At 41.0% G+C, this 16,931-nt stretch carries 15 protein-coding genes and 1 riboswitch; of the genes, 3 read left to right on the forward strand and 12 right to left on the reverse strand.

Features of this window, described 5'->3' with window-relative positions; all coding sequences use genetic code 11:
• Window positions 1-9 precede the first annotated feature (9 nt).
• The 3 genes from ccoN to L0B70_RS06550 all read right to left on the reverse strand — a co-directional run bounded on the left by ccoN (window position 10) and on the right by L0B70_RS06550 (window position 5,002).
• Window positions 10-2,289: a cytochrome-c oxidase, cbb3-type subunit I gene (gene ccoN, locus L0B70_RS06540; protein WP_235143477.1), complete on the reverse strand. Its 2,280-nt coding sequence runs from the start codon at window positions 2,287-2,289 to the stop codon at window positions 10-12.
• A gap of 5 nt (window positions 2,290-2,294) precedes the next feature.
• Window positions 2,295-2,498: a cbb3-type cytochrome oxidase assembly protein CcoS gene (ccoS, locus tag L0B70_RS06545; protein ID WP_235143478.1), complete on the reverse strand. Its 204-nt coding sequence runs from the start codon at window positions 2,496-2,498 to the stop codon at window positions 2,295-2,297.
• A gap of 113 nt (window positions 2,499-2,611) precedes the next feature.
• Window positions 2,612-5,002: a heavy metal translocating P-type ATPase metal-binding domain-containing protein gene (locus tag L0B70_RS06550; RefSeq protein WP_235143563.1), complete on the reverse strand. Its 2,391-nt coding sequence runs from the start codon at window positions 5,000-5,002 to the stop codon at window positions 2,612-2,614.
• A 90-nt stretch (window positions 5,003-5,092) separates the two neighbouring features.
• Here L0B70_RS06550 and L0B70_RS06555 point away from each other — a divergent pair, with 90 nt between their 5' ends.
• The 3 genes from L0B70_RS06555 (at window position 5,093) to L0B70_RS06565 (ending at window position 7,014) form a co-directional block, all read left to right on the forward strand.
• A complete protein-coding gene (locus tag L0B70_RS06555) occupies window positions 5,093-5,806 on the forward strand; it encodes a Crp/Fnr family transcriptional regulator (protein ID WP_235143479.1) in 714 nt (237 codons plus the stop codon).
• A gap of 63 nt (window positions 5,807-5,869) precedes the next feature.
• Window positions 5,870-6,685, forward strand: coding sequence for a 3-methyl-2-oxobutanoate hydroxymethyltransferase (gene panB, locus L0B70_RS06560; RefSeq protein WP_235143480.1), 816 nt, complete (start codon window positions 5,870-5,872; stop codon window positions 6,683-6,685).
• Complete coding sequence (locus tag L0B70_RS06565) at window positions 6,685-7,014, forward strand: hypothetical protein (RefSeq protein ID WP_235143481.1); 330 nt, start codon at window positions 6,685-6,687, stop codon at window positions 7,012-7,014. The genes panB and L0B70_RS06565 overlap by 1 nt, the downstream gene beginning before the upstream one ends.
• Before the next feature lie 87 nt (window positions 7,015-7,101).
• Here the strand turns inward: L0B70_RS06565 and L0B70_RS06570 are convergent, their stop codons facing one another.
• From L0B70_RS06570 to L0B70_RS06610, 9 genes are all read right to left on the reverse strand, one after another.
• The gene (locus L0B70_RS06570) at window positions 7,102-7,824 is read right to left on the reverse strand and encodes an SDR family NAD(P)-dependent oxidoreductase (RefSeq protein WP_235143482.1); all 723 of its coding nucleotides are present in this window, start codon (window positions 7,822-7,824) and stop codon (window positions 7,102-7,104) included.
• 101 nt (window positions 7,825-7,925) lie between these two features.
• Window positions 7,926-8,384, reverse strand: coding sequence for a heme-binding domain-containing protein (locus tag L0B70_RS06575; RefSeq protein WP_235143483.1), 459 nt, complete (start codon window positions 8,382-8,384; stop codon window positions 7,926-7,928).
• On the reverse strand, window positions 8,384-10,072 hold the full coding sequence (locus L0B70_RS06580; RefSeq protein ID WP_235143484.1) for an Ig-like domain-containing protein: 1,689 nt from the start codon (window positions 10,070-10,072) through the stop codon (window positions 8,384-8,386). Before L0B70_RS06580 ends, L0B70_RS06575 begins: the two co-directional genes overlap by 1 nt.
• Window positions 10,073-10,100: 28 nt before the next feature.
• Window positions 10,101-11,381 (reverse strand): serine hydrolase, encoded by a 1,281-nt coding sequence (locus L0B70_RS06585; RefSeq protein ID WP_235143485.1) that lies wholly within the window; start codon window positions 11,379-11,381, stop codon window positions 10,101-10,103.
• A gap of 80 nt (window positions 11,382-11,461) precedes the next feature.
• A complete protein-coding gene (locus tag L0B70_RS06590; protein ID WP_235143486.1) occupies window positions 11,462-12,397 on the reverse strand; it encodes a 2-hydroxyacid dehydrogenase in 936 nt (311 codons plus the stop codon).
• A gap of 92 nt (window positions 12,398-12,489) precedes the next feature.
• On the reverse strand, window positions 12,490-13,005 hold the full coding sequence (locus L0B70_RS06595; RefSeq protein WP_235143487.1) for an acyl-CoA thioesterase: 516 nt from the start codon (window positions 13,003-13,005) through the stop codon (window positions 12,490-12,492).
• Window positions 12,972-13,736, reverse strand: coding sequence for a hypothetical protein (locus L0B70_RS06600; RefSeq protein WP_235143488.1), 765 nt, complete (start codon window positions 13,734-13,736; stop codon window positions 12,972-12,974). The genes L0B70_RS06595 and L0B70_RS06600 overlap by 34 nt, the downstream gene beginning before the upstream one ends.
• A gap of 96 nt (window positions 13,737-13,832) precedes the next feature.
• A complete protein-coding gene (locus L0B70_RS06605) occupies window positions 13,833-15,890 on the reverse strand; it encodes a TonB-dependent receptor (RefSeq protein WP_235143489.1) in 2,058 nt (685 codons plus the stop codon).
• A gap of 149 nt (window positions 15,891-16,039) precedes the next feature.
• A riboswitch (TPP riboswitch) is annotated at window positions 16,040-16,132 on the reverse strand.
• A 23-nt stretch (window positions 16,133-16,155) separates the two neighbouring features.
• Entirely contained in the window at window positions 16,156-16,914 is a 759-nt protein-coding gene (locus L0B70_RS06610) for a WG repeat-containing protein (protein WP_235143490.1), read from the reverse strand.
• Between the last annotated feature and the right edge of the window lie 17 nt (window positions 16,915-16,931).

The raw sequence follows: 16,931 nt of genomic DNA on the forward strand, positions 1-16,931 counted from the left end.
TATTTTAATTTAGTTAGTACTTGCCGTTTGAATTTCCGTTGTTTTAATATCCGTTCCAAGTCTTTGCAAGTATGCAATCAGGGCGATGATTTCTTTTTTCTCAAGTGGCGTAAAATTAGCACCTTCCTGAGCTTTTCTTTCCGTGTAAGCCTGTTTCACATCGGCCGCTTCAGCATAAATCTGTTTTACGATAAAACTGGCCTGATTGTCGGCCCACGTATCAGCAGAATCAATTTGAGCCTGTGTATACGGAACATCAAACGTATTTTTCATCAGTTTGATCTTGTCGACCATTTGGCTTCGGTCCAGATCCCGTGCAATTAACCATGGATATCTTGGCATAATGGAACCCGCAGAAGTTACTCTTGGATTCAGCATGTGTTTGTAATGCCATGAACTTGGGTTTTTACCGCCTTCCCGGTGCAAATCGGGTCCGGTTCTTTTAGATCCCCAAAGGAATGGACGGTCATAGATGAATTCGCCCGCTTTTGAATACTGCCCGTTTTTCCCGTTAAATCTTACAATTTCATCCCGGAATGGTCGGATCATCTGGCTATGACAGGCATTACAACCTTCACGAATGTATAAATCCCTTCCTTCCAGCTCCAGTGGCGAATAAGGTTTCACCGCGGCGATGGTTGGTACATTCTCTTTAATGGTAAGCGTAGGAACGATTTCTACAAATCCACCAATTGCTACTGCCACAAAGGATAATACGGTTAGTAAAATCGGAGTTCTTTCCAGCCAAAGGTGGAAACCTTCTCCTTCTTTTCTTTTTTTCGTGGTTACTGCCAAAGGTGGGGCTTCTGCAGGAACATTTTTTTGGAAGGATCCGTTTCTTACCGTTGCTACAACGTTCACACACATTAGGATTGCTCCGGAAATGTATAATAAACCTCCAACAAATCTCATTTGGTAGTAAGGAATAATCGCAGTAACCGTATCCAACCAGTTTTTGTAAAGTAAGGTTCCGTCTGGATTAAACTGTTTCCACATCAATCCTTGTGTAAAGCCGGCGATGTAGAGGGGAACTGCATAGAAAATAATTCCTAAAGTACCCAGCCAGAAATGCCAGTTGGCTAATTTCACAGACCAAAGTTTGGTTCTCCACATGATTGGAAGAAGGTAATAAATCATCCCGAAGGTCATAAAACCATTCCATCCTAAAGCGCCAATATGAACGTGACCAATCACCCAGTCGGTGTAGTGACCAATTTTATTTAAAGTTTTTGTTGCCAATAAAGGTCCTTCGAACGTCGCCATTCCATAACAGGTAACTGCTACAACAAAGAATTTCAATACCGGATTTTCCCGCACTTTATCCCACGCTCCTCTCAAGGTCAGAAGTCCGTTTAGCATTCCACCCCAAGATGGTGCGATGAGCATAATGGAGAAGCCGGTAGCTAAAGCCTGTGCCCAGCCTGGAATCGCGGTATATTGTAAATGGTGAGGTCCTGCCCAAATGTAGACGAATATTAAGGACCAAAAGTGAATAATCGACAATTTATAAGAAAATACCGGTCGGTCTGCAGCTTTTGGTAAGAAGTAGTACATCAAACCTAAAACTGGTGTCGTTAATACAAACGCTACGGCATTGTGACCGTACCACCATTGCACCAATGCATCTTTTACCCCTGCGTACGCGGAGTAAGATTTCCATCCTGTGAAACTCAAAGGAACTTCCAGGTTGTTGAAAATGTGAAGCATAGCGATAGCAACCCAGGTTCCAAGGTAGAACCAAATGGCGACATAAAGGTGTCGGACTCTCCGGATGAAGATTGTTCCGATCATATTAATTCCGAAAATAACCCAGACAACAGTGATTAAGATATCAATTGGCCATTCGTGTTCTGCATATTCTTTTGAGGTGTTGATCCCCATTAAAAAAGTAATAACAACCGCAACAATCATCAGTTGCCATCCCCAGAAGTGAATCCACGAAAGCGTATCGCTGTACATCCTTGTTTTCAGGAGTCTTTGCAAGGAGTAGTACGCTCCGGCAAAAAATCCGTTACAAACGAATGCGAAAATTACCGCACTGGTATGCAGCATCCGGATTCGGCCGAAACCAAATGCGCCGTGGGTGTTAATAAGACCCTGTAAATTTCCGCTTCGCAAACTGGCAATGGTTGCATCGTCTGTTCCAAAGAAAAATTCAGGAAGTTCGGGATAAAATAGCATCAACGCAGCAGTAAGCCCCAGCAAAAACCCTACAAGCCCGAAGACTACGGTTGCGTAGAGAAACGCGCGCACAATACTGTTGTCATAACTAAACTTTTGTGTTTCCATATAAATTAATCACTTTTTTCTTCTGAATGTATATCGGTTTTTTTTTCTGTCTCGGCTTTTTCTTTAATGATTTCCGAGTCCAAAAGGATGCGGACTGCCGGAGATTCGTCGTCTTCGAACTGGCCGCTTCTTGCACTTACTATAAAAATGACCAGAAAAACAACAGCTAATAAAACGCTGCAGAGAATCATTAAATACAGTATATCCATGTCTGTGCAAATTTATTATAAAATTGACCCAAATTTACCAAAAAAATATGATATTCATCATTAAATGTTAAACAACGTTAATTTGAAATAGGTCTAAATAAGAGTAAAATATCTTAATTATTGATTTTGAAATATTTAGCACTTCTCCACCACGTCGCCACCGAGGTAAAAGCCACAACACTGATCGAACTGATCGGCATCAAAATGGCGGCAAACAGCGGCGACATGTGCCCCGTAACCGCGAAACTGAGTCCAATGATGTTGTACATAAAGCTGATGGCGAAGGTTATTTTCACAATGCTCATCGCATCTTTGCAAAATTTTAAATATTTTTCGAAACCGACCAATTTTTCCCCGGACATGATGACATCGGACGAAGGCGTGAATGAGTTCGTATCATCCGCCACGGCAATGCCAACGTTGCTTTGTTTTAAAGCGCCGGCATCATTTAAGCCATCGCCAAACATGGCCACCTTTTGGTTTGCGTCCTGTAAATGCTTAATATAATTCAGTTTGTCTTCGGGGCTTTGGTTAAAAGCCATCCCGGTAACATTTGGAATCATTGCTCTCAATTTCAGTTCTTCGGAAGAATTATCGCCGCTTAAAATATGAATTTTATGGTCGGAAAGGGTTTTGAAAAGGGCATTGAGATCTTCGCGGTACTCATTTTCGAAAATATATTTTCCTAAATAAACTTCGTTTCTACTGATGTGAACTGCAGTCTCCAGATTTTTCGAATCCAAGCCAACCAGTTTCGCCGAGCCGATCCTGTAAAGGTTTCCGCGCACTTCGGCTTCGTAGCCTTTACCGGGGATTTCCCGGAAGTTTTCTACCGGAAAATATTCATCTTCCATTGCTAAAAATTCGTACAGCGATTTCGATAAGGGATGATTGGAATTTTTGAGGAGACTTTTGATGTTTTTCAAATCGAATTCCGCCATCTCATTACCTTCAAAATTGATGTTCGATTTTTTATGGTGTGTAATAGTGCCTGTTTTATCGAAAACCAAAGTATCAATTTTGGAGATCTTTTCGATGGTTAAGGTATCTTTTACATAGAATTTGTTTCGTCCCAAAATCCGCATAACGTGACCGAAAGTAAAGGGTGCAGACAATGCCAAGGCGCACGGACAGGCAATAATTAAAATTGCTGCGACCACCTGAAACATTTTCTCGAAGTCGATTTGAGCCCAGTAAATTCCCGCAATCAGTGTAATTCCTAAAATAATAAAGGTGAAATATTTTGAGATTTCGTTCGTCAGAGTATCAAGTCCGGTTTCGTATTTTTTAAAGGCTTCTTTGTTCCACAGCTGCGTTAAATAGCTTTGGTTCACCGTTTTAATAACTTCTAGTTCCAGGGCAGAACCAACCTGTTTTCCACCCGCAAAAATCTTGTCGCCCGCTTTTTTTGGGATCGAAGCACTTTCGCCCGTGATAAAACTGTTGTCGATATTTCCTTCGCCGTTAATTAAAATCGCATCCACCGGAATAATTTCCTGGTTTCGGACCATAATTCGGTCGCCAATTCTGAGATCTGAAAGTAAAATGTTTTCCTGTTTTCCCGCGAAGTCGACTTTTGTAACCGCAATGGGATAGAAAGATTTGTAATCGCGGTCGTAAGAAAGCGCGCTGTAGGTTCTTTTCTGGAAAAGTTTGCCCAAAAGCATGAAGAATAAAAGGCCGCACAAAGTATCGAAATAGCCGGCACCGTAATTGGTTAAAACCTCATAAATGCTTCTGCCATAAAGCATTAAAATTCCAAGAACAATCGGAACGTCGATATTCACGATCTTATTTTTTGAACCAAACCAGGCAGATTTAAAATAATCCGAAGCGGAATAGAAAACCACGGGCGTCGCGAGTAAAAACATGATAAAGCGGAAGAGATGCTTGTAATTCTCCCAATAATAATCGGTTGTTCCCATGATATCGGCGGCATATTCGGGATAGGAAAAGAACATGCCGTTCCCAAACGCAAATCCCGCAATCGCGAGTTTTATGACCAGGGTTTTGTCGAAAGTTTCTTCTTTCTTATCGGCGGTCTCCAGGTTAATCACGGGTTTATAACCCAGATTTGTAAGAAATTTGGCGAGATCGCTTAACTTCAGTTCGTTGTGATTGAAGGAAATCTGTACATTTTTCCGCGTAAAATTGACTTGGGAATAATTAATGTTTTCATTCAGCGTGTGCAGACTTTCCAAAAGCCAGATGCAGGAAGAACAGTGGATGACAGGGATTTTAAAAGTAACTAGACTGGTATTGCCTTCGGAGAAATCGGTAACGTTATTGAAAATTTCCGGCGTGTCGAGATAATCGAACTGCGAAATGTTGTCCTCATTAGGCCGAATTCCGGAGCGTTTGTTCAACTCATAGAAATTACCTAAATTATTGATATTCAGTATTTCAAAAACCGATTTGCACCCGTTGCAACAAAATATTTTCTCATCGAACGAAATTCGCTCTTTGGCTATAATCTGACCGCAATGATAACAATTTTCCGACACTTTTCCTGGCATTCAACCAGCAAAATTATAACAAATAAATTTGTGTTAAGGTTTTAAATACGCTATTTTTGCTGATAAATGTCATAAATAATGTCCTTAGAAAAACAAAACTTGATCGAAGAAAGTTTGCAGAAAGTTTTTAACGAAGATTCCTTCAAAGTTACGCTTTCCGCGGATGATTTTCAAAAGTACCTTGCCGCTCTCCAAAGCCTGCATTTTAATAAAGGCGAAACCATCTTCGAGGATGGCGACACCCCAAAAGGCGTTTTTTTTATAAAAAAAGGAACGGCAAAACTGTCTAAACAAGGTGTTTACGGAAAGGAACAAATCCTGCGTTTTATTAAAGAAGGCGATTTAATCGGCTACCGTTCTTTACTTTGCGGCGAAAATTTGCAGGCGAAAGGAGAAGCGATGACGGAAGTTGAAGCAACTTTTTTACCGGCGGACATTTTTCTGCATCTTCTGGAAGTCGATCCCAAACTGTCCTTCGTCATGTTGCAAAAGATCGCTTTCGAGTTGGGCGAATCTTCTAACACGGTAACCTTCCTCGCCCAGAAAACCGTTCGCGAAAGGCTGGCGGAAATATTACTTTTACTGGAACAAAAACTCGGCACCGATCCCGAAGGTTTCATTAAAATTTCCTTAACTCGGGAAGAAATCGCCAATATTATCGGAACAGCAACCGAAAGTGCGATCCGCTTAATTTCGGAATTCAAACAGGATGGTTTGATCGAAGTGGAAGGACGCAACATCAAGATCGTTCACCACGAAAAGCTTCGAAAACTTGGACACGTGCTTCCATAATTGATGATCCATCATCCATCATCACTCACCCAACATTTATTACCCATCACCCAATAAAAACCTATGTCTGTACATTCTGAAATAAAAAAAATAACCACCGAAACTTTGCGAAAAATGAAATTCGACAAAGAAAAGATCACCATGCTTACGGCATATGATTATACCATGGCAAAAATGGTCGACGCAGGTGGCGTTGATGCCATTTTGGTGGGAGATTCTGCGTCCAATGTGATGGCAGGGTTCGAAACCACGTTGCCCATTACGCTGGATCACATGATTTACCATGCGCAGTGCGTCGTTCGCGGCGTGGATCGCGCTTTGGTTGTGGTAGATCTGCCTTTCGGAAGTTACCAGTCTAACCCCGAAAAAGCGCTGGAATCTGCGGTAAGGATTATGAAAGAATCCGAGGCGCACGCCATTAAACTCGAAGGTGGCCGCGAAGTTGAAAAATCCATCAAAAAGATCGTAAACGCCGGGATTCCGGTAATGGGACATTTGGGTTTAACACCGCAGTCTATTTACCAGTTCGGAACTTACCGCGTTCGCGCAAAAGAAGACGAGGAAGCCGACAAATTACTGAAAGATGCTAAGTTGCTTCAGGATTTAGGATGTTTTGCGGTGGTTTTAGAAAAAATTCCGGCGGCTTTGGCGAAACAGGTTTCCGAAAGCATTTCCATTCCAACCATCGGAATTGGCGCCGGACCCGACTGCGACGGGCAGGTTCTTGTTTACCACGATATGGTAGGCATGAACAAAGATTTCTCTCCAAAATTCTTAAGACGATATCTCGATTTATATACCGAAATTACGGGCGCAGTTTCACAATACGTGAAAGATGTAAAATCCGCCGATTTCCCTAACCAAACAGAAAGTTATTAATGCAAACCAACACCCAAACCATTCAAGGAATTTTATCCATCGCCGCGCTGCTCTGTCTCGTGGTAGGATTTTTTAATTTATTTTCACCGGAGATCAACGACTTACTGTACAACAAACTTTTTTATGTTTTAATTGGGGCGAGTTTCTTTTTCCAGGCACCCACTTTATCAAATAAAAAATTACTTTATCCTATGTACGTCGCTGCCGCTTTGTGTGTAATCGGTGCCTTTTTACCAACGGATTCGCAGTTTGCAGTGATTAAAACCATCGGGCTTTTTGCGGGAGTAATTCTTTCAATCTTTAACCGACCGAAAGTGGTGCGAAGATAAATTCGTTACCGAATTTAAAGAAGTTTAACAGCCCTACAAAAAAATGACATGGGAAGTTCCAAATGAGAACTTCCTATTTTTTTTAAGTTAAAACCGTACCCGAACCCATTTTGGTAAGACTTTCAAAATAAAGGCGATCATAGACCATCGCTTGGTTACATACGCGTATTCTTCTTTATTTTTGATGACTTTATAGATTTGGCGTCCGGCTTTTTCGGGAGATGATGCCCAGAACATTTTTTTTCCCTGCGTCATGCGTGTAGCGACAAAACCGGGTCTGATATCGGTTACATAAACTGATTTTTTCTGGCATCTGGCTCGCCTTGCTTTTTGCCTTAAACCTTCCAGATAAACCATCTGGTAAGATTTTGCCGCGTGGTACGCCGGTGCAACGCAGCTCCCGAAATGTCCCGAGACGGAGGTAATCGCGATAAAATGTCCGTCACCTTTGTTTTCAAAGAATCTGTAACTGTAATCAGCAATTTCGGTAAAAGCCAACACATTTAATTTGTTGGCATTATTTTCTGCCGTAAAACCGCGGTTTCTGTTTAGATTTCCGATGCCGGCGCTCAGCACGAGCAAATCCAAACCACCCAGCTGTTCTGTAAACTCCCTTATTTTTTGGGAGGGATTATTTTCCAGACAATCCAAATACTGAACTTCCAGATTTTTTTGTGCAGAATTTTTCAGGTCGTTTATAAAATCGTTCTCAATTCCTGTGATGCAAACTTTGTAATTATTTGAAAGAAGAATTTTGGCGAGCTCGTACCCAATTCCCGAAGTTCCGCCAATTACAATCGCTTTTTTCATCTCACTAAAATACGGATTAATAAAAGCAAGCGCAATGAAAGGACCTGAAAATTATAATTTCTCGGTTTTTAAGTGGAAGACGAACGGTGTTTTTTTGGAATTTAATATTTCCCCGATAACAGGATCTCCTCAAAATAATTCGCCAGCAAAGTCCTTTCTGCTTTCGTCAGGTTGGCTTTTGGATGTTTGGTAATGTACGCCGGCAGAGGCATCGAATAATCCTTCACCGATTTCACGGAGTTTTCGAGCATGTTTTTCTTGAGATCTTTATTTAGGTTTCCCCAGTCCGACAAATTGAGATGTTCTCTGCCCTCATTCACATGATTTTTAATAGTCCACGAAATGGGCGCCACATAGGCGTAGTCCGGATAAACAGTTTCGGTGGTGTGGCAGTCGTAACAGCCTTTCCTTAAAATAGCCTGAACATTCGCGGGCGTTCCAAAAACGGTAATGAAATTTACTTTTTGATCAATGGGTTTATTAATTCGGTTCACCGGAATAAACTGGATCACTGCAATTAAAATCAGGAACCAGTAAAGGATTGTTTTCAGAGTTTTCATCAGGGTTTTTTAGGCACTTCTGCCGAAGTTGGCGGTACTTGTAATACTTCCGAGGACGTCGCGCCCGTTGCCGAACTTTCCGCATCGGGCTTAAGATTCCAGGTTTCACGGATTTCCCACAAGGGACGAATTTCGATGGTTTTAGAAAAAACATACACGTCTTCCGCAAAAGTTTGCGTTCCAAAATCTGCAGAATCCCAAATTCCGTTTTCGTTGTTGTCGACCAGAATTCGCGGTTGATATTTGCCGGGTTTGAGAGATTTGAACACAATGGTATTTTCGGTACTGTATCTCGAGTAAACAACGCTGCCACCATCATTGAGGAGTTGAAACCAGAATTTCTGTGTTGGTGCGTTTTCCAGGGTTAAAAATAAAGTTCCGTAATTTTCGGTTTTGTCGCTTTCAAAATCGAAGCGGTAGGATTTTAAAGTCGAGTCGTAAAAGGAAGAAACACTTTCTTTTGGCACCGTTAAAGAATATTTATTACCTTCTTTAAAGTTGGATTGAATATGGATTTCGTAGGGATTTTTCGCCGAAATCTGCGCCGTAAAGTCCTGCTGAATACTGTCGGAAACCAAAGACCATTTTTCGGGTTGAATTTTATCGATAAAATAATTAGATTCTATAGTAAAATCACGGTTGGGCGCGAGTAAATTTCCTTTCGCATTTGTAAGGGTCATTTCGTTTTTTGCATTATACCGATAGAAAAGCGACACGGTGTCCTGTTTAATGCCATCATCATAACTGAATTTCAAATTTTCACTCGTCTCAGTTCCTAAGTTCAGCTTTTTTGCATCAAACCAAATATTAATGGAGTCGGATTTCGGTGCCTGCGTTACTTTATAATCCTGTAGTTTTTCATTCAGCGAAAGCACCTTCACCTCCTGTGGATTGCCTTCAAAGGTCATCAGAACGCCGCCTGGAGTTTCCTTCATTTCCACATATTTCAAAGGTTTTCTGGAGGGGAAAAGATTAATGTTTAACCCCGAAATACTTTTATCCAGGGTAATTTTATCTTTCTGGAAACCTACTTTTTCTTTTCCGGCGTCGAAAACAGAATTTTCATTGGTGTCTTCAAAAGCTAAAATCCGGTATTCGCCCGGCGACAGATAGTTCAGTTCGAAGTAACCATCCGGGTCTGCTTTCGTAATGTAATACGGTTTTTGGCGGTAATCCATCGAATCTTTTTCCTGAAAAAGACCGACAACCAGATTTGTTTCCTCCGCTTTTTTATCGGCGATGGGACTTTTCAGTTCACCGCTGATGTAGAGCTGATCAATTTTATCGCCCGTCGAAAAAGCAAAATTGTAATATTGAAGCGGATTGCTTTCGTTATTGTCTACAATGGCATTTCCAAAATTAAAATTATAAGTCGTGTTTGCCTGCAACGTGTCCTCCCACTGGATCAGAAGGTATTTGTTGGCCATCCCGGAGGGAATGATCTTCGTCATTTTCTTGAGCGGCGGCGAAATGATCAACTGTTTATTAATATCTCTCAACGTAATGTATTCATCAAAATCGATTCGAAGTTGTTTAATGTCGCGTGGAACATTTACGCGGGTGGTGTCGATATTTGTACTTACCACCTGTGGAGGAATGGTGTCTTTGGCCCCGCCAACCGGCGATCCAACGCGCGCGCAGGAAAATAAAAGCGCCGTAAAGAGAAAAAGAAAAATAATTTTCTTCATTGATGAATTTTAAACAAAATTAAGAAAATTATTCACTGTAAGAATCGTTGGCTTTTTGCAGAGTGTCGGCGCCTGAGCCGTTTTTTGAAGAGTCAGTTTTTTCCATCTCTTTTCGGAACTTCTCCCTTTCGTACGGAAAATTCTCAAAAAGTCCCGAAAGCGCGAGGGCCGAATACACACGGCTGGAATATTTATTGCCGATTGCGATAATGGTAACATTCGATTTTAAGAGATGGGCGAAAACCGAATTTGTGCCGTGCCACCACCCGTTATGATAGGTCAACTTTGAGTTTTCGTCAAATATCTTCATGCGAAAACCGAGTCCGTAGTTATTGACGCCGGGTCTTTCGTTACTGTGCGGCGCGAACACCTGCTCCTGCAGATCGCTCCGCAGAAAATTTTTCGCAAACATCGCTTTCGAAAAGTTCAGGAGATCTCGCGGCGTGGTATACACATTTTTATCCCCATAAATAAGATCCAAACGGTCGTACGGATAAACTTTGGGGCCACGTTGGAAAAAAGATTTTGCCGCCGTTACCGTATCTTTTTCTTTAAAAATATAAGTGTTTTTCATGGCCAGGGGACGAAAAATAATTTGCTGCATCGCCTCGGGAAACGGAGTTTTTGTTACTTTTTCGATGAGCAATGCCAGGAGCGCATAATTGGTGTTGCAATACATAAAACCCGTGTCGGTTTCGCGCGCCAGTTCGGGTTTATATTGGATCAACAGATTCAAAATATCCTGATTGCTCAAATATTTCTGACTCATTTCCGGCGGTGCGGGCGTAATTTTTTCAATCAGATATTCGTATTTTGGCAAGCCGCTTCGTTGGGATAAAAGGGTGAAAACCGTCACTTTCGGGTAGGGAAATTTTGGAAAATATTGGGTCAAAGGATCGTCCAGTTTCAATTTTCCGGCTTCAACTAATTTCAGCGTGGCCATGGCCGTGAGTGTTTTGGAAATGGAAGCCACATGCAAAGCCATGGTATCGTTGATGGGTTGCTGACTGTCTCCCTGGGCATAGCCGCGATAGCCTTCATAAAGAATTTTATCGCCTTTCGCGACTAAAAATCCGCCCCATAAATCACCTTTTTCCCAGACGTTTTTGTAATAATTGTCGATCGCGGAAACGATGGAATCCTTATTGTCCAAATGGTTGTCTTTTCGGTTGAAAATGTTGTCCAGATCGATGTTTCCGTAATTGGGAAGAGCGGTTTTGAGTTCTTCGTCAATTGTTTGGTCTTTTTTGCAGGAAAACAAAGTGAAACTCAAAATAAGAAGAAAGAACGTGCGGAGTAAAAATTTCATTAAGCGTTTTTTGGGCTAAAAATTTCCGCAATATAAGGGAATTTCGAAAAATTGTGGAAGATCGAAATCATAAAGATTTGTTAAGACTGAGAAAAGTCACGCAGGATTTTTTCCACGATCACCTGCGCCAGTTTTTCTTTGCTTTGAATGGTCCAGCCTGCGATATGTGGCGTTACGATTGCTTTTTCGGAAGCCAAAAGATAATTTAAATCTTCGTTTTCAACTTCCAGATTTTCGAAAGATGCTTTTTCAAATTCCAAAACATCCAGACAGGCGCCTTTTATTTTGCCCGACTTTAAGGCGGAAACCAAATCGAAAGTTTTTACATTATTACCCCGCGCGGTATTGACGAAGTAAAAGTCTTTTTTCATTTTCGAAATAAATTCCGCGTCCACTAAATAATGTGTTTCCGGTGTGATGGGAAGATGCAGGCTTAATATATCGGCTTCATTCTGTAGTGTTTCGAGGGAGACCTGCGTGGCAAATTCATCGGAAAGATCGGGAAGAAGATCATGAAAGACCACCTTCACACCGAAACCGGAAAGCCTTTTCGCCACCGCTTTCCCCATGTTTCCGTAACCGATAATTCCGAACGTTTTCCCGAGAAGTTCGTCGCCGCGGTTTTCTTCGCGATTCCAGATCCCCTTTTTCACTTCGTTGGAAGCGATAAAAAGTCGGTTCATTAAAATTAAAAGCATGCCGACAACATGTTCTGCAACGGAATCGCGGTTGCCTTCCGGGGAACTGATGAGTTTGATACCGGACTTTTGCGCAAATTCAACATCGATATTTTCCATACCGGCGCCAACGCGTGCGATGAATTTTAAATTTTTTGCGTGTTCGATAAAATTGCGATCGAGGGGAATGCGGCTTCGAACGATAATGCCGTCGTAATTCGCGATCTTTTTTAAAACCTCATTATAAGGCGAAGAGAAATCTTCATCCAGCAAAAATCCTTTCGCCGAAAGCTGTTCTGTAATGAGCGGATGGTTTTTATCGAGGAGAAGGATTTTCATTTTCTAACGCTTCATTGTTTAAAACACTGATACAAAAATGATTGCAGGAATATTTAGAGTTACCAGCGTGTGTTTGTGTGATTCTTGTTTGATTAAGAGGCAAACAATTTTTTCAGTTCCACAGAATCTGCGGCTTTCATTCTCCCCGAAAGGATTAACGACAGCTCTTTCCGTCGCAGCGCGGCATCGAATCTCGTTACTTCTTCCTCTGTTTCCGGAACCATTTTCGGAATAGGAATCGGACGGTTAAATTCGTCTACCGCCACAAAAGTGTAAATCCCGGAATTGGTGTGGATTTTTTTCTGATTAATCGGATCGTCCAACCACACATCCACGTAAATTTCCATCGACGTCGAAAATGCCCGCGAAACTTTGGATTCTAAAACCACAATTCCGCCTTCCGGGATGGGATGATCGAAGGAAACATGATTTACAGAAGCGGTTACTACGCGTCTTTCGCAATGTCTTGCGGCCGAAATGGAAGCACACCGGTCCATTTTCCCTAAAAGTTCGCCGCCGAAAAGATTTCTTAAAGAATTGGTTTCGTTCGGCAGAACGATATTCGTCATTATTGTTAACGATTCTGAGGCTTTCTTGGTTTTTTCCATTTAGATTTTGAATATTTTTTTGAGCTCCACTTTTTAACAGGAGGAACAGTTGCGTTTTTTATAGAATTCTCGCGTAACGAATCCAAAACCGGATTTGTAATAGTGGCGGAATCCACTTTTAAAGTATCTTTCGTAACTTCTGGTACAAGCTTTTCAGTCAAACCGTCTTCGAAAGATTTTTTCCCAAAAATGGTTTCGGGCTGGGTAATACCAAAATAGGTTAGAGTTGCAATCCCGAGCAGCAGCGGAATGAGCCAGTATACCGATTTGCTTAATCGGTAAGAATTTTTATGAGGCGCAGCCGTCAGTTTGGTGTTTTTAATTTCCGCGATCGTAATTTCTTCCAAACCGTAGAAATCCGGCGAAAGATTTTCGGTTCTAAGTCCGCGAAAGTGTAATTTGCTGTCGTCCAGAAAAAAAGTTCCTAAATGATCGACGGCGAGTTTCCCTTCTTTTTCCAGCGTGGAGTTCCAAAAATTAACCTGTTTTTTAATCTCGTTTTCGGCGTCGATTTCAGACCCGTTTTTCTGTTGGGCAATAAATTGAATAAATTCGCTTCCTTCCCGCGTTGCATCAGTTCGGAATGCCACTTCATTGCCGGGCGGAAGAATGCTTTTTTCCACTTCGTCGACTACAGCGTTGGCATTTTTTAAGTAAAAATCCCCAAAACCCGGAACAGAAACACTGCCCTGTTTTTTCAGAAATTCGAGAAGAAGGAGAGGAAAATTCATATGGTGGCAAATTTATGTTTTTTAAGGCATTTAATCAAACTAAAAAAGACCGCTTAAAAAGCAGTCTTTAACCTCGTCGCGAACGCGTATTGTAAATTATTGAAATTTAAAACTCATTCCAAACAAAAAGTTCGTTCCGGCCTGCGAAAAATAAAAAGGATTTTGCTCGTCGACAAAGCCATTGTTCACATACTTTTTATTAAATATATTGTTGACCAATAATTTGAAATCGACTTCGGTTCTTTTGAGTTTTAAAGTGTATCTCGCATTTAAATCGGTTAGGAAATAATCCGCCAGTTTTAAACTTTCCGTATTCGTGTTGTCCAAATACTGGCTTCCAACATATTGGTTTTGAAGTCCTAAACTAAAATTTGTTGTAGGATTGTAATTAATTAAGGCGTTCGCAATAACTTCCGGCGAAAACGAAATTGGCGTGTTGCCAAGATTTTGAATTCCGTCTGCAGTTTCGTTCTTAAAATCTCGGTTTTCGTTTTTGCTCAACGTTAAATTTCCCGAAACATTCCACTGGTCCGAAAGTTTTGCCAAGGCGCCAACTTCCACGCCCAGTCGATAACTTTTCCCCGAATTGATGCGGATGAATTCGCCAATGTCGTTGATCTGCCCATTCAGAACGAGCTGATTCACGTAATTCATATAATAAAGATTGGTCGTTAAGGAGACTGCACCGAAAGTTTTTTCCAAACCTGCTTCGAAATCGTGCAGTTTTTCCGGCTGAATGTCGGGGTTTGCAAAAAGATCGTCGCGGTTAGGTTCGCGGTGCGCATGTGCGTAGGATAGAAATAATTTTCCGGAACTTATTTTATAGTTAAAACCCACTTTCGGATTAAAAAATGACCAGGTTCTGTCAAGTTGCACGCCTTCGTCATCACCTTGCTGAATGATTTCAGTGTCGTAATGAATATTTCTGACTTGAGCATCGCCATAAAATTCGAACCGGTTTACTTTAATAATCGCTTTTGCAAAACCAGCAAATTCGGTTTTTGTGCCGTTATTTCTATAATATTCATGTTCGAAAATTTCCGGAAAATAAACGCCGGTTACATTTCCAAAATGTTTACCAAAATATCTATTTGCAACGAGTCCGAAATTCAGGTCGAGGTTTTCAAACTTTCCATAAAGAGTAGAAACACCGCCGTAAAAATCGTTATTCAGCCATTTTTTGCGGATGAAATCTGTCCTTTTAACAAGTTGATTATTAACTTCTAAGTTTGGTAAATTGTATTTTGAGAATTTCGCATCCTGTTTGTAATTATCATAGAAACCCTTTCCCTTCGTGTAATGAAGCGTGGTTTCCAGATTCCAGCGCGTGTTGAGTTGCTGTTCCCATAAAAGCTGATAATGATTCTGTCTGTAGTTATCGGTTTCGTTCTCATAAAACCCGACAATGTTTTCAAAGTTTGCATCGTAAATTGCACCGGAAAAATTGTATTTCGGCCTGGTTTCCCACGTCGCTTTGTCCACACCCGTCCAGGCTTGATAGGTTTTTTCTTTTCCACCAAAGGCCATCAAACGTATCTTGGTTTTATTCTCTTCAAAAAGTGCGGTAAAATTATAAGAATTTAAATCTGAAAAAGCGCGGTCGATATAACCATCAGAATGAATTTTGGTGTATCGTCCCATCACGGATAACCGATCTTTCCAAAATTTTCCGCTGCCAATTTCTGCCGAATATTTATACGTATTAAAAGACCCGTAGGAATTATCGGATTGTACATAAAATTTTTCCTCGGGATTTTTGGTAAGTACATTTACACTGGCTCCAAAAGCAGACACGCCATTGGAAGAAGTTCCTACACCACGCTGAATGACGATTTGAGAAGCGGAACTCGTCAGATCACCAACATTTACAAAGAAGGTTCCCTGTGATTCTGAATCATTGTACGGAACGCCGTTTAACATGACATTGATCGCGGTTCCGCCCACGCCACGAATTCTAAATCCCGTATAACCCACACCGTTTCCGGCATCAGAAGTGGAGATGACCGACATTTGGTTTTTCAGCAAAATAGGTAAATCCTGACCGAGATTTTTTTGGTTGAGGTCTTTTTCGACGTTGATAATCTCTTTCGAGACCGGCAGCCGTTTTGTGAAATTGACGCTTTCAATTTCCTGAGTTTTTAAGGTATCCTGCACAGACTGGGCAAAATAGAAGGGACCAGCGAGCAGTCCAAAAAAATAAATCCTTTCATTCTTTTAATTTTTAAGATTAATTGAATAAAAGGGGCGAATTTGATTAGTAATAAGCAATCGACAAAAAGTAATAATCCTGATGATTAGTCCTTATCCATCCTTATTTTAATTTCCCTAAACAGCATTATCTGTTCCAGGTTCATTGGGTATAATCTCAGCTTTTCACGGCACCCCTTTAATTTCTGAGCGCAATATTACAAAATATTTTCTAATATCTTTTGTTATCGGCATCTATATAATAATAATTTTTTCCGTCTTTCGTAACTTCAAAAAGACGCGCGAGCTTCCAGCTGTAGTTTCTTTTAATGTCGCTGTATTCAAACGGAATGATGACTTTATTGTGAATGTCGATAACACCAAACCGGTTGTTTTGAACCGCCACGATCATCGGGTTTTTCAGGTCGTCGCCTTCCATAATATGAAGATAGTTATATTGCGGATAAATAGTAAACTGCCGGTAATCTCCCGGATTTTCGAATTTTGAATCTTCGATAATTCCGTAAGCATCATTTAAGATATAACCATGAAAAAGCTGGGCTTTGAATTCTGAAGGGCATTTTCCCAGGTCCTCTGCTTTGAAGAGATAAACGCGTTTACCGGCTTCGTTAATTCGGAAATCCAGGCCGTTGAGCCTTACCGAAGCATATTTGTCGGTGCCATATTTTCGCACTTTATCATTATGCGAATGCAAAAGGTTACAGTCTTCCGTAAAAAAGCCGACATTGCTGTATTCATGTTTGATGATCACTTTGCCATTTTGATTGATGTATCCAAACTTTCCGTCGATCTTCTGGGGAATTAACGCCGCAACGGAATCATTAATTTTAATTAGGTCAGGATTCGGTTTAGGAGCAGTCTGCTTCAAAACATTGGTTTTAGGAGCAATAAATTTTTTCTGAACAGTTTTTTTTTGAGCAGCTAGGGAAAAGGAAAGGCTTGAGAAAAATAAAACGAGAACATACTTCATGGGCTTCTTTTTTGCAA

Origin of the sequence: Kaistella sp. 97-N-M2 (assembly GCF_021513235.1) — a bacterium.
Classification (GTDB): Bacteria; Bacteroidota; Bacteroidia; order Flavobacteriales; family Weeksellaceae; genus Kaistella.